Below are 13508 nucleotides of genomic sequence, written 5' to 3'. Positions count from 1 at the left end.
ATGTCCACCCGCAGGGTATCCCGACGTGCAGTTGACCGACGAAACCACCGAGGCCGACCTCGGTTAATGTCACTGGGCACCCGACCGCGCTATCTGGAGTTCTCGTGACACTCGAACCGCCCGTATCCACCCGGAGCACCCGATGGGCATGGGGGGCCGTGGTCGCGGGCGTGATCTTCCTCGGGTTCGTCCTGATCCTGAGCGTCGACCCCCGGTACTTCTACGTCGACGACACCGAGTCGGGCGCGGTCGGCAACTGGATCCAGCTCGGTCACCTGATGCGGGAGGGTCAGTGGTTCCCGACGCTGGTGCTCGACCAGTGGATGGCGGGCAACTACCCGGTCGAGGGCCAGGGCGGCCTGTGGAACCCCGTCCAGATGGCGATCAACTACGCGGCCCCGTCGGTGGACAACCTCGCCCTGCTCGCGACGGCGGTCAAGCTCGGGTTCTCGATCGTCCTCGGCTGGGGCGTCTACCGGGTGGCGATGGAGTACGGCGCCCGCCCGGCCTGGGCCGCGGTCGCAGGCGCGGCCGCCCCGTTCGGGGGCTTCACCCTGTACTTCGAGGACCCGTCCTGGGTCACCTCGCTGATCGGCATGGCGTGGGTGGTGCAGGCCTGGGCCAGCGGGGTCCGGTACGCGCGCGGCCGGTCAGGGCCGCTGCCCCTGTTCGCGTTCCTCTATCTCGCGATCTCAGTCGGCTACGCGCACTCCGCGCTGATGGCGGGCGTGCTGATCGGCTGCCTGATGATCGGCGAATACCTGTTCCAGCGACGCTGGCAACCGTCGCTGCTGCTCGGCGGCGTCGGCGTCGCCGCGGCGGCCTGCGGTGCCGTCACATTCCTGCCAGGGATGCTGTCCTCGTCGGTGACCTGGCGCACCGGCGAGGAGGGCGCACTCAACGACAACTTCCTCACCGCGCCCTGGTCGGAGACGCTCACCGCGAGCATCCCGTCGTCCGTGTCGAGCATCGAGTCCTGGACCGGGGAGACGACCACCGCGCCGATCACCTACATCGCCTGGTTCGCGATCCCGGCGCTCGCGTTCATCGCGTGGCGCAAGGCCCAGCCCGCGCTGCGGGAGTTCTCAGGGGCGATCCTGCTGCTGGCCTTCATCCTGCTGTTCACCGCGGGACCGAGCGACATCGGGCAGATCCGCTGGCCGGCGCGGCTGCTGCCGTTCGTGGCCGTGATCTCCCTCGTGCTGCTGGCCGCGCTGCTGAGCCGATACGGCACGACCCGCCCGCTGCGCCCCCGACTGGTGGCGGCCGGGTTGCTGATCGTGGTGCTGGTGCTGCGCGCGAGCTCGTCGGGACCCCAGTACTTCGGGCGCCACGTCATGTGGGGCGCGCTGATCGCCGTCTTCGGCGCCCTGGCCCTGTACCTGGCCAAGAGGTTCGGCGATCGCGCGGTCGCCGCGCTGCTGATCGCGACGATCCTGCCGATCGCGGTCTACCAGGTGTCCAACTATCCGCAGGCCCTGAACAAGTGGTACCTGCCGACCTCGCAGTCCGAGGCCAAGGAGGGGTTCCCCGACTTCGAGGGCACCACCCTGCAGCTCGGCAACCGCAGTCTGATCCGGATCGACGCGGAATCCACGGAACTGCCCTGGCAGTCGCAGGTGTACGGCAACTACGCCAAGGACCTGGACCTGACCTACGTCAACGCGTACACACCGGTCGGGCATCGATGGTTCTCCGGGATGCTGTGCATGGAATTCGACGGGTCGACCTGCCCCGATGCGCTCGAGAACGTGCTCACGGTCGATCCATACACCGGCAGGAGTTTCGCCGATCTGATGCTCGTCGATCGGATCGTGCTGCAGGACAAGCAGTACCCCGACGCCGCGGACAACCCGCCCCCGACCGGATGGACCTGGGTCAGCGTGCCCGAGCCGACGGCGAGCCAGGTGCACGTGCTCGAGCGGGTCGACGGTCCGGTGTCCACCCAGGCCGGGCGGGTGAGCGCCGCGGTCGGGACCGAGGTCGAGCCCGAATCGGCCGAGGTGAACTCCGAGCGGCTCCGCGTCACCGCCCCCGACGGCGGCAGCGTGGTCTTCGCCCGTCTGGCCTGGCCGGGGTACACGGCCACCCTGAACGGCGCCCCGCTGCAGACCAAGGGTCTCGGCGATATGTTCCTGATGGTCGACCTGCCGCCCGGCACCGACGACGCCGAGCTGGTGATCGACTTCCGGCCGCCGGGGCAGCGACTGGGTTTCGCGGCCGCCGGGTTCGGGCTCGTGCTGGTCGTCATACTCACGGGGCTGTACTACCGCGGTCGTCGCACCTCCCGCACCGACGCCCCGGTGGATGCGAACACCAGCGAGACATAGACGCGCGGACCGGAAAGGTTGCCGATGAGTCCAACGCCCTCCCCCGACGTCGTGGCGACGCCGGGGAGCGACTCGCTGCTCGCGGGTGACGGCGGGACGGCGCGCCGGAGCCGGGTCGCCTTGGTGTTGCTCGCCACGGCGGGACTGCTCGGGGTGCTCGTGCCGCTGACCATGGCTGCGGTGACCGGCGGCCTGTCCATTCCGCACAACGACGCGTGGTCGTACAGCCGGATCGCACAGACGTTCGGGAGCACCGGGGGCATCGAACTGCTCGGCTGGAACCGTTCGGCGCTGTTCGGGCAGTTCATCGTGCTGGGTCCGCTGGCCCGCTGGCTGGTCGCCCAGCATCTCTTCGTGGCCCTGCTGGGTGTGGTCGCGCTCGCGGCGGTCTACGACCTGGTGGTCCCGTCCGCGGGTCGGGCCCGTGCCGCCCTCGCCGTGCTTATCGTCGCGATCTGGCCGGGATTCGGGCTGTTGACCACCAGTTTCATGCTCGACGTGCCCGCGATGGCGGCGATCATGGTCTGCCTCGCCGTCGGCCGACGGGCACTGCGGAGCGAGTCGCTGGTGCTGCTGGCGGTGTCGATGGCCGTCGGATTCTGGGGCTTCACCATCCGGGAGCAGGCGCTCGCCGCACCGGTGACGGTGTTGGCGGTCGCCGCGGTGACCGCCTGGCGCTCGCGGCGCCGGCGTGACTGGATCGTGGTGGCGGGTGCCTGCGCGATCCTGCTCACCGCGGTCGTGGGGTTCGAACTGTGGCGCCAGTCCTTCGGCGCCGGCGACCCACCGGTGCTGGCCGTGCCGGAGAGCCTGGCAAAGACCGGCGGCAACATCCTGGTCCAGGGTTATTTCGTGCTGGCGTTGGGCGCGGCGCCCGCGGTGCTGCTGGTCGCGCGGCCGTGGCGCTGGGGCCGGGGCGCCCTCCTCGCCTCCGCCGCGGCCGCGGTGGTCGCGGTCGCGGCGGTGTACCGCTACGGCACCGAGAGCTTCTTCGTCGGCAATTACCTCGACCCCTCCGGGCCGTACTGGGCCGCGGGCCACGGCCGTCCCGCCGCGATCGTCCCCACCGCCGCGTGGTGGCTCATCGTGGCGCTCGCCTGCGGTTCGGGTGTGCTGCTCGCCGGGATCCTTGCGCGACAGCTCCGCCGGGTCGACCCGGTGCTGGGCACCTTCGGGGCGCTGATGGTGCTCGGCAATCTCGCGACAGCGCTGACCGGGCAGAACCTGTTCGACCGCTACTGGCTGCTGCTGTTGCCGCCGCTGCTGGCGATCGTCCTTGCCGAACGGACCTCCGGCTCGTCGGAACCCGCGCGCCGCCCGGCCGCCGCCCGCGTCGCCGAACGGCTGCCCGCGGCGGCCGCGCTCGCCGGGTTGGCCGTCGTCTCGCTGATGATCACCGCCGCCGGTCTCGCCTACGACTCCGCCCGCTGGGACGCGGCCGAAGACCTGGTGGCGACGGGCGTCCCGGCCGTCGACGTCGACGCCGGACTGGAATGGAACGGCTATCACTCGGCCCTCGGCATGTCGCCGCCCGGTTCGTGGATCTTCCCCGGCAACCGCTCCTGCTACCTGGTGAGCGCCGTGCCGCGTCCGGGCCAGGACGCCGCGACGGTCTCGACCTACCGCCCCCTCCTCGTCGCGGGCACCGCCCGGTTGTGGGTCTACGGCGACGATTGCCCATAGGCCGGACGACGGCAGGAGCCGTCACACGGGGGCGGCGAACTCACGGCGTGGGCGGAGGCCGTGGTCGTCCCGAGTAAACTCCCAGCCCGTGACCTCCGATGACGCCCGACCCTCGGCTGCTCCGCACCGGATCTCGGTCGTGGTGCCGGTGTACCAGGGCGCCCAGACGCTCCGCGCGCTGATCGACGAGATCCTGCCGTGGACGACGACCCGCCTCACCCCTGCGGGCCGGCCGATGCTGGTCGAGGAGGTCCTGCTCGTCTTCGACCACGGCCCCGACGACTCGGCCGAGGTCATCCGGCAGCTGGCGGCCGAACACGACTTCGTCAGGCCGATCTGGCTGAGCCGGAACTTCGGACAGCATCCTGCGACCCTGGCGGGCATGGCCTCGAGCGGGGGCGAGTGGATCGTCACCATGGACGAGGACGGTCAGCACGACCCCGCCGCGGTCGGTGGGCTGCTCGACACCGCACTCGACGAGCAGGCCACCGTCGTCTACGCGAGACCGACGAACGCCGCACCGCACGGGATGCTGCGCAACGCCGCCTCCCGCGGCTCGAAGTGGCTCATCGCGCGCGCTCTCTCCGGCGACAACACCCGCAGCTTCCAGAGCTTCCGGCTCGTCCTCGGCGAGGTCGGCCGCTCGGTGGCCGCGTATGCGGGCTCCGAGGCCTACCTCGACGTCGCGCTCGGCTGGATCGCGGGCGGCGTGACCACCAGCCCGGTGGAGCTGCGCGCCGAGCACGGCCGCCGCTCCGGCTACCACCTGCGCAGCCTGCTCTCCCACTTCTGGCGCATGGTCCTCTCCAGCGGGACCAAGGGCCTGCGCATGGTCAGCTTCATCGGGGTGCTGTTCGCCGTGCTCGGCCTTGCCCTGGTGCTGTACGTGCTGGTGTCCTACCTGTTCTTCGATGTCCACAGCGAGGTTCGGGGCTGGGCCTCGACGATGGTGATCCTGCTGTTCGGCATGGGTGCGATCCTGTTCTCCCTCGGGGTGATCGCCGAGTACATCGGGGTCAACGTGAAGACCGCGATGGGCAAGCCGCCCTACCTGATCGTCGGTGATCCGGCGGCGGGCCCGCTCGGACGCGTCGAGCCGGTACCGCACGAACATCGAACCGACCCAGCGGGCGCCTGACTTGGACACCCCGACCTGGGTCGTAGGCGGCGGCGGGCTGCTCGGCAGTGCCGTCACCGGCGAGCTCGGGCGGCGGGGCCTTCGGGTCGAGACCAGCCAGATCCCGTGGCACGACGGCGACCTCGCCAGGAGGGTGCTCTTCGCGGAGGCACGCCGGGTGATCGACACGGCCGAGGGTGGACCGTGGCGGCTCGTCTGGTGCGCCGGGATCGGCGTGAACGGCACCACGTCCGAGGAGTTCGCCGCGGAGAACGCCGTCCTGTCCGACGTGCTGGACGAGATCGCCAGGATCACCCGAGGCTCCTCGGGACCGGGCGTGGTCCTGCACGCCTCCTCGGCCGGCGGGGTGTATGCGGGCTCGTCCGGGGCGCCGTTCACGGAGGACACCGACCCGGTACCGCTCGGCGACTACGGCCGCGCGAAGCTGGCGGCGGAACAGCTGATGCACCGCTTCGGCGCCGACACGGGGTCGTCCGTCGTCGTGGGGCGGTTCGCCAACCTGTACGGCCCCGGCCAGAACCTGACCAAGCCGCAGGGACTGATCTCGCACCTGTGCCGTGGCTACCTGATGTCGGCACCGATCTCGATCTACGTGCCGATGGACACGATGCGCGACTACCTGTTCGTGACCGACGCGGCCGCGATGGTCGCCGACGCCCTCGACCTCGCGCAGTCCAGACCCGGCGAGCAGGTCACCAAGATCTTCGCCTCGGGCCAGAGCACCACCATCGGCGCCCTGCTCGGCGCCTGCCGGACCGTGTTCCGCCGCAAGCCGACCGTCGTGCTCGCGTCGTCGCCGCTCGCGAACGTCCAGGCCGGCGACCTGCGGTTGCGCTCGACCGTCTGGACGGAACTGGATCGACGGCCGTACCGGACCCTGCCCGCGGGGATCGCCGCCACCCTGGAGGCGACCCGGCGCTCACTGGGCCGGTAGTCCGGTCAGCTCGCCGGGTCGGCCGATCCCAGCACGGTCTCGCCCGCCGCGGCGTAGGCGCGTTCCGTGGCGTCCTTCTGCGGACGCCACCACTGCTCGTTGTCGCGGTACCAGTCGACGGTGGCGGCCAGGCCGGAGCGGAAGTCCCGGTATCGCGGTTGCCAGCCGAGCTCGGTGCGCAGCCGGGTGGCGTCGATGGCGTACCGCATGTCGTGGCCCGGCCGGTCGGTGACCGCGTCGAAATCGTCCGGATCCTTGCCGAGCAACTCCAGGATGGTCCGGACGACCGTGCGGTTGTCGACCTCGCCGTCCGCGCCGATCAGGTAGGTCTCCCCCGGCGTGCCGCGCTCGATGATCGTCCACACGGCGCGGTTGTGGTCGTCGACATGGATCCAGTCCCTGACGTTGAGGCCCTGACCGTAGAGCTTCGGCCGGACACCGTCGAGGACGTTCGTGATCTGCCGCGGGATGAACTTCTCCACGTGCTGGTACGGCCCGTAGTTGTTCGAGCAGTTCGAGATGGTCGCGGAGATGCCGAACGAGCGGGCCCAGGCGCGCACCAGCAGGTCGCTCGACGCCTTTGTCGAGGAGTACGGGCTCGACGGGTTGTACGGGGTGGCCTCGGTGAACCGGGCCGGGTCGTCGAGTTCCAGGTCTCCGTACACCTCGTCGGTGGAGATGTGGTGGTAGCGCACGCCGTGCTTGCGGATGGCCTCCAGCAGCGTGAAGGTGCCGATCACGTTGGTCCGCACGAACGGAGACGGATCGTTGAGGGAGTTGTCGTTGTGCGACTCCGCGGCGAAGTGGACGACGAGGTCCGTCCCGGCGATCAGCCGGTCGACCAGGTCGGCGTCGGCGATGTCGCCCTGGACGAAGTCGATCCGGTCCCGGACCGGTGCCAACGATTCGACGTTGCCCGCGTAGGTCAGCGCGTCGAGGACGGTCACCTCCACATCGGGCCGCTCGTCGACGGTCTGCTGGACGAAGTTGGCGCCGATGAATCCAGCACCGCCGGTCACGAGTAGCTTCACGATCCGCACGATACCGGTGGCCGGAGTTTGCCAGGGAACCGAACACTGGAACACTGCCCGCTATGCGCGGAATCATTCTGGCGGGTGGAACAGGGTCTCGGCTGCATCCGATCACGCTCGGGGTCAGCAAGCAGCTGGTGCCCGTGTTCGACAAGCCGATGATCTATTACCCGCTGTCGACGCTGATGCTGGCAGGCATCCGCGACATCCTGGTGATCACCACCCCCGAGGACGCCGAACAGTTCCAGCGACTCCTCGGGGACGGATCCCGCTTCGGCGTCTCCCTGACCTACCAGGTGCAGGCCGAGCCCAACGGACTCGCACAGGCCTTCGTGCTCGGCGCCGAGCACATCGGTTCGGACTCCGCCGCGCTTGTGCTCGGCGACAACATCTTCTACGGACCCGGTCTCGGCACCCGGCTGACGCGCTTCGAGCAGATCGAGGGCGGCGCGGTGTTCGCGTACTGGGTGGCCGACCCGACCGCATACGGCGTGATCGAGTTCGACGGCGACGGCCGCGCGATCTCGCTGGAGGAGAAGCCCCAGCAGCCACGCTCCAACTACGCGGTGCCCGGTCTCTACTTCTACGACAACGACGTGGTGTCGATCGCTCGCGACCTGTCGCCGTCGGCACGCGGCGAGTACGAGATCACCGACGTCAACCGCGCCTATCTCGAGGCGGGTCGGCTGCAGGTCGAGGTCTTGCCGCGCGGCACCGCCTGGCTGGACACCGGCACCTTCGACTCGCTGCTCGACGCCTCGAACTACGTACGCACCATCGAGGAGCGGCAGGGACTGAAGATCGGCGCGCCGGAGGAGGTGGCCTGGCGGCGGGGCTTCATCACCGACGACGAGCTCCGGGTGCGGGCCGAGTCACTCGTCAAATCCGGTTACGGCAACTATCTGCTCGGTCTGCTCGACCGCGGCAAGGAATGGTGAGGAATGCAGTTTCGCGAACTGAAAGTGCCCGGCGCCTGGGAGTTCACCCCGCAGCAGTTCGGTGACGACCGCGGCGTGTTCCTGGAGTGGTTCCGGGACCCGACGTTCACCGAGGCCACCGGCCGCACCCTAGACCTGCAGCAGGCCAACTGCTCGGTGTCCGAGGCAGGCGTGCTGCGGGGCGTCCACTTCGCGGACGTGCCGCCCGGTCAGGCCAAGTACGTGACCTGCGTCCGGGGCGCGGTCCTCGACGTCGCGGTGGACCTGCGGGTCGGGTCGCCGACGTTCGGGGTGTGGGACGCGGTCCTGCTCGACGATGTCGACCGCCGCGCGGTGTTCCTGAGCGAGGGTCTCGGTCACGCGTTCCTCTCGCTCGAGGACGACTCCACCGTCGTCTACCTGTGCTCGACCGGGTACGCGCCGGGCCGCGAGCACGGCATCGATCCGCTCGATCCCGAGGTCGGCATCGACTGGCCCACCACGGGCCGGGACGGGACCGAGTTCGAGTTCCGGCTCTCCGACAAGGACGCGGCCGCGCCGTCGCTCGCCGCAGCGCTCGAGTCCGGGCTGCTGCCGCGGTTCGGGGCCGGTGCACCACCCCTCGGGTAGGGTGCACCGGGCAAGCGGGCAGCACCACCAGCGATGAAGGACCACCAGTTGACCGACCGAGGTCCCCACGACCCGAGTTCGGGCACCTCCGAGGCGACCCCGCCTGCGGGGATGTCGGGCGGCGCCGGACCGCTGATGCGGCTGGTGAAGAACCAGGGACTGGCCTTCCTGCTGGTCGGCGGGTTCAACACGGCGCTGGGTACGGCCTGGTTCATCGTCTGGCAGCTCGCCGTCGGTGACCAGCTCGGCTACCACTTCGCGATCGTCGCCGGCTACCTGTGCAACGTGCTGTGCGCGTTCGCGATGTACCGCTACCTGGTGTTCCGCGTCCGCGGGCACCTGCTGCGGGACCTGTGGCGGTTCGTCGTCGTCAACTTCGGCGCCTTCGCGATCAACATGGCCCTGATGACGCTGGCGGTGTCGGTGTTCGGATTCCCGCCGATCCCGGCGCAGATCGTGATCACCGCGGTGACCGCGACCGCCAGCTTCTTCGGATATCGAGATTTCTCGTTCAGTAGAAAGAAAAGGTCTGGTTCCGCATGACGCCTCGGGTCTCCGTCGTCGTTCCGGCGTACAACAACGCCGACTACATCGCCGAAACCATCGACTCGATCCTCGGGCAGACCTTCGAGGACTTCGAGCTGATCATCGCCGATCACGCCTCGAGCGACGGCACGCTCGCCGCCATCGCCCCCTACGCCGACGATCCCCGCGTCACGATCCTGGACACCCCTGCGGGTGGCGGCGCCAAGGCCAACTGGGACCGCGTCAGCCAGGCCGCGAGCGGCGACCTGCTCAAGCTGGTGTGCGGCGACGACACGATCTTCCCGACCTGCCTCGCCGAGCAGGTGGCCGCGTTCGACGAGCATCCGGAGACGGTGCTGGTCGCCTCGCAGCGCACCCTGGTCGACGCGGCGGGCAAGACCGTGCTCGCGGCCCGCGGACTGGCTGGCCTGTCCGGTCCGGTCAGCGGCCGGGTCGCCGCACGACGGGCGGTGACCGCGGGCGCGAACATCTTCGGAGAGCCGGGCTGCGTGCTGATGCGGCGGGCCGTACTCGAGAAGATCGGCTGGTGGGACGACGCGAACCCGTACCTGATCGACGAGGCCACCTACGTCGGGGTCGCCCTGCACGGCGACGTCGTGGCGATCCCCCGTCCGCTGGCGTCGTTCCGCATCAACGCCGGCCAGTGGAGCGTGCGACTGGCGCGCCAGCAGGCCTCCCAGGCGGCGGCGTTCCACGAGGCGCTGCGGGCGGCCGAGCCGGGACTGCTGTCCGCGATGGACGTGCGGATCGGCAACGCCAAGGCGCTGGGCACCTCGTTCATGCGCCGCGCCGTGTACATGGTGCTCAAGCGGCGAATGGGCTGACCCAGCCGGCGCTCAGTTCCAGTTGATGCTCAGTTCCAGTTGATGCCGAGCGATCCGAAACCGACCGATCCCAGCCCGGTGACGAGGATGCCCTCGGTGAGGATGCCGGTGTTCCCCGAGCCGGTGTTGAGCGAGCCGGTGTTCAGGGACCCCACGTTGCCGGAACCGGTGTTCCCGATCCCGACATTGCCCGAGCCGGTGTTCGCGAACCCGACATTGCCCGAGCCGGTGTTCGCGGACCCCACGTTGTCGGAGCCGGTGTTGCCGGAACCGGTGTTGTGCGAGCCGGTGTTGTCGGGGCCGTTGTTGGACGAACCCGCGCTGCCGGAGTCGAAGGTGAGCCCGACGCTGCCGAGCCCGGCGAAGCCGGTGTTCAGGCTGCCGATGGCGGGGCGGGTCAGCGAGTCCGCGAACTCGGCCAGGCCCGGCGGCGCGGCGCCGGGCGCACTCGGGCCGGTGGACGCGAAGGCGATGCCGGCCGAGCCGGCCGTCATGAGCGTCGAGGCGAGGGCGATGGTCGTCGCCCGCGCGAACCGGCGCGACCTCCCCTTCGATGTGACCTCCATGGAAGTGCCCCTCCCCGGTTCGCAACGAGTGATCGTGCACGCGCCAGGGACGCTACCGCCGCAACGGCACCGAACTGCCGGAATCGGCACTTTTCGGCGCGTCCTGCAGTGAGGCGGGACGCCAAACGCCCGGCAGCGCCTGCTCCGCCCGCGTAATCTTGAACGACCGCACCACGCCGACCAGAGTCCCCTCCGGATGCCGGGTTTACATGACCAGGACCGAGCAAGACCGGACCACCCCGCAGCGTCGCCGTGCCCGCCGGGCACTCGCGATCCTGGCGGTCGCGGCGGCCGTCACCGCGGGCCTGCTCGCCGGCCAGCGGCTGACGTCGGAGCCGCCGACCCTGGTGCCGGCCCCGGCGCCCTCCGGGGTCGTCGCCCCGGAAGTCGCCACCCCGCAGTCGATCACCCCACCGGCACCGCCGCCGCCGATCCTGCTCACCCCCGAACAGATCCACCAGCGGGTGGCGCCGACGACCGTGCACCTGATCTCGCGCGTTGGCTGGCGCGAGACCGCGGGGACCGGCATCGTGCTCACCCCTGACGGCCTCGTCCTGACCAACCACCACGTCATCGACGGCGCCACCGACATCCTGGCGGTGAACCAGGGCAACGGCGCGAACTACGACGTCGAGGTGGCCGGGTACGACCGGACCCGCGACCTCGCGGTGCTGCGGCTCGCGGGCGCGACCGGGCTGCCGACGCCCGCGCTCGGCCACTCCGCCGCGGTGCGGACCGGCGATCCGGTGACCGCCATCGGCAACGCCGAGGGTGCGGGTGTCCCCCTGGCCGCAGGCGGCATCGTCACCGCCCTGAACCGCTCCGTCACCGCGCGCGACTCCGCCGACGGCTCGACCAACAAGCTGTCGGGCCTGATCGAGGTGAACGCCGACATCCGGCCTGGCGACTCGGGCGGGCCGCTGGTCGACGGCACCGGGGCCGTCATCGGGGTCAGCACCGCGGGCACCGCCGTCGCGCACGACGCCGGGCCGACGCCGGCACCGCCGCGGGAGATCAAGTCGTACGCGGTCCCGATCGACGAGGCGATCGCGGTGGTGGACCAGATCCGCGAGGGCCGCGGCTCGGAGACCGTGCACATCGGGCCGACGGCCCTGCTCGGCATCAGCGTCAGCGACTCCGTCACGATTCCCGGCGCCCGGGTCGTCGCGGTCAGTTACGACACCCCCGCCGAGGGGGCCGGGCTGGTGCGCGGCGACATCATCACGACCGTCGACGGCAAGCCGATCCGGACCGCCGCCGAGCTCACCGCGACGATGGTCGCCCGGCATCCAGGCGATCGCATCGAACTGGGATGGACCGACGCGAGCGGCGGGTCGCGGTCCGCGACGATCGTGCTGACGACCGGTCCGCCGCGGTGATCTGCCTCCGACGGTTCAGTCGGCGGCTTCCGAGGTCGCTCGAGATTGCGCGGACACCCGATCGAGCCGATAGTGCAGCCGCATCGCCGCCATTCGCCACATCCGTAGCACGTGGTCGGTGCGCAGGACGCCTTCACCGTCGACGTAGATGCGGAACTCCTCGCGGATCGGGACCCGCGCCGCGTAGTGGCGCCCCCGCTCGAGGACGGTGACGTACGCACCGTCCGCACCGAACTCGCCGGCTGGGGACTCCAGGAGCAATGACCCGTCCTGGCCGTTCTGTGGGCGCAGGAAGACCTGGACGTTGCCCTGCTCGAGCGGGAAACTCACGTGGATGCTGGGTCGGTCATGTCCGGGCAGGACGGCGCTGCGGTAGTAACCGCTGTACATGAAGTCGCCCGTACCGCGCAGCGTCCGCAACCAGGCCGAGCCGGCGTGGTTACCGTCGCGATCAACCACTTTCGTGATCGCACTGTCCACGCCGTGCGCTACAGCGAGCGGATCCACCGGCAAGGCGAGTTGCTGAACCCGCTTGCCGTACAGCCGGCCGATCATCGATCCACCTGGCGCGAACAGCGGCGACCACTGGGTCCAGATCTCCATACGCCATTGGCTGGTGTGCTCGTAGAAGTCCCGGATCGCCGGGTTGAGGCGGCCTGGGTCGAACCCGGGTCCGGCGAGGCATCCCATATCCGGCAGCAGTCCGGCGTCGGCATCCGCGGCGATCAGCGCTCCACCGAGTCGCTCGGCCTCACCCAGAAGCCAGTGGTCCCGGACGACTCCCGCCGCCGAGGTGGGTGCCGTCAGCCAGGAATGGTCACCAGCCAGATCGACGGGCCGCCCCACCGTGCGCCACCACAACCGAGACGCCCTGTCCGCGATCGGCCACAACCGATTTGTGTTCCACGCGGACAGCGTGTCACAGCGCGACCGCGCTACCGGGTCGCTAGTGGATCTTGAAGATGACCGCGCGCTGGACGACGAAATTGATCACCGTCGCGGTGCCCTGCGCGATGACGAAGGCCAGCGGGACCTTCCACCACTCGTCTGGGAACGCGTGGACCATCACCTGGTTGAGGCCGACCTGCACGGCGAAGGTCACCGCGTAGAGCGCGACGACCGCGATGAAGCGGGCGCGGCTCGGCTCGGCCTTGAAGGTCCAGCGCCTGTTGATCAGGTAGGCGGTGGTGGTTCCTGCGACGAAGCCGATCGACTTGGCCAACGCGTACGGCATACCGAGCGCCAAGCCGAGGACATAGAGCCCGAAGTCCACGATCGCGGACAGCCCACCGGTCGCGATGAAGCGCACCATCTGCGTCTTGAGGTCCACATCGGTGCCACCCGGCTCGTCGACGAGTGGCAGCTCGACGGGAAGCGGCAGGTGCGGCTCGGGGGCGCTGGCGGTTCCGGACACCGGTCGAGAGTAGGCGACGCCGCCACCGGTGCGCGCGCGTGACCTGTCGCACAACCCCTGGACCTCCAGTGCAGTTGAGGTTGCAGGATCAGGTCCACGTCAACCGCAAAGGAGCA

At 70.0% G+C, this 13508-nt stretch carries 13 protein-coding genes; 9 read left to right on the top strand and 4 right to left on the bottom strand.

The genetic code is table 11. The features are described 5' to 3' along the window. The first annotated feature begins 104 nt into the window (after positions 1–104). The 4 genes from RM1_RS22845 (at position 105) to RM1_RS22830 (ending at position 6085) form a co-directional block, all read left to right on the top strand. A complete protein-coding gene (locus tag RM1_RS22845) occupies positions 105–2330 on the top strand; it encodes a hypothetical protein (RefSeq protein WP_072753934.1) in 2226 nt (741 codons plus the stop codon). 24 nt (positions 2331–2354) lie between these two features. Beyond that, on the top strand, positions 2355–4013 hold the full coding sequence (locus RM1_RS22840) for a glycosyltransferase family 39 protein (protein WP_083576907.1): 1659 nt from the start codon (positions 2355–2357) through the stop codon (positions 4011–4013). Positions 4014–4143: 130 nt separating this feature from the next. Beyond that, complete coding sequence (locus RM1_RS22835; RefSeq protein ID WP_072753962.1) at positions 4144–5151, top strand: glycosyltransferase; 1008 nt, start codon at positions 4144–4146, stop codon at positions 5149–5151. A 1-nt stretch (position 5152) separates the two neighbouring features. Further along, on the top strand, positions 5153–6085 hold the full coding sequence (locus RM1_RS22830) for an NAD-dependent epimerase/dehydratase family protein (protein ID WP_072753961.1): 933 nt from the start codon (positions 5153–5155) through the stop codon (positions 6083–6085). A 5-nt stretch (positions 6086–6090) separates the two neighbouring features. On the opposite strand, the gene rfbB is transcribed toward RM1_RS22830, so the two are convergent. Then, the gene (gene rfbB / locus RM1_RS22825; protein ID WP_072753960.1) at positions 6091–7116 is read right to left on the bottom strand and encodes a dTDP-glucose 4,6-dehydratase; all 1026 of its coding nucleotides are present in this window, start codon (positions 7114–7116) and stop codon (positions 6091–6093) included. Positions 7117–7178: 62 nt separating this feature from the next. Here rfbB and rfbA point away from each other — a divergent pair, with 62 nt between their 5' ends. From rfbA to RM1_RS22805, 4 genes are read left to right on the top strand one after another with little or no spacing between them, the layout of a single operon-like run. Further along, positions 7179–8054, top strand: coding sequence for a glucose-1-phosphate thymidylyltransferase RfbA (rfbA, locus tag RM1_RS22820; protein ID WP_027501723.1), 876 nt, complete (start codon positions 7179–7181; stop codon positions 8052–8054). A gap of 3 nt (positions 8055–8057) precedes the next feature. Beyond that, positions 8058–8663 (top strand): dTDP-4-dehydrorhamnose 3,5-epimerase family protein, encoded by a 606-nt coding sequence (locus RM1_RS22815; protein WP_072753932.1) that lies wholly within the window; start codon positions 8058–8060, stop codon positions 8661–8663. A gap of 48 nt (positions 8664–8711) precedes the next feature. Then, complete coding sequence (locus RM1_RS22810) at positions 8712–9206, top strand: GtrA family protein (protein ID WP_245816565.1); 495 nt, start codon at positions 8712–8714, stop codon at positions 9204–9206. Then, on the top strand, positions 9203–10033 hold the full coding sequence (locus RM1_RS22805; protein WP_072753931.1) for a glycosyltransferase family 2 protein: 831 nt from the start codon (positions 9203–9205) through the stop codon (positions 10031–10033). Before RM1_RS22810 ends, RM1_RS22805 begins: the two co-directional genes overlap by 4 nt. 29 nt (positions 10034–10062) lie before the next feature. Here the strand turns inward: RM1_RS22805 and RM1_RS22800 are convergent, their stop codons facing one another. Beyond that, positions 10063–10599 carry a pentapeptide repeat-containing protein gene (locus RM1_RS22800; protein WP_072753930.1) on the bottom strand — a complete coding sequence of 179 codons (537 nt, stop codon included), beginning with the start codon at positions 10597–10599 and terminating at the stop codon, positions 10063–10065. Positions 10600–10808: 209 nt separating this feature from the next. On the opposite strand from RM1_RS22800, the gene RM1_RS22795 reads away from it, so the two are divergent. Next, on the top strand, positions 10809–11978 hold the full coding sequence (locus RM1_RS22795) for a S1C family serine protease (protein ID WP_072753929.1): 1170 nt from the start codon (positions 10809–10811) through the stop codon (positions 11976–11978). 15 nt (positions 11979–11993) lie between these two features. On the opposite strand, the gene RM1_RS22790 is transcribed toward RM1_RS22795, so the two are convergent. Beyond that, positions 11994–12824, bottom strand: coding sequence for a hypothetical protein (locus RM1_RS22790; protein ID WP_245816563.1), 831 nt, complete (start codon positions 12822–12824; stop codon positions 11994–11996). 100 nt (positions 12825–12924) lie between these two features. After that, positions 12925–13392 (bottom strand): GtrA family protein, encoded by a 468-nt coding sequence (locus tag RM1_RS22785; RefSeq protein WP_072753927.1) that lies wholly within the window; start codon positions 13390–13392, stop codon positions 12925–12927. Positions 13393–13508 lie beyond the last annotated feature (116 nt).

The organism is Rhodococcus maanshanensis NBRC 100610 (assembly GCF_001894865.1).
Lineage (GTDB): Bacteria > Actinomycetota > Actinomycetes > Mycobacteriales > Mycobacteriaceae > Rhodococcus_G > Rhodococcus_G maanshanensis.
This window is presented reverse-complemented; position numbering and strand designations above follow the sequence as displayed.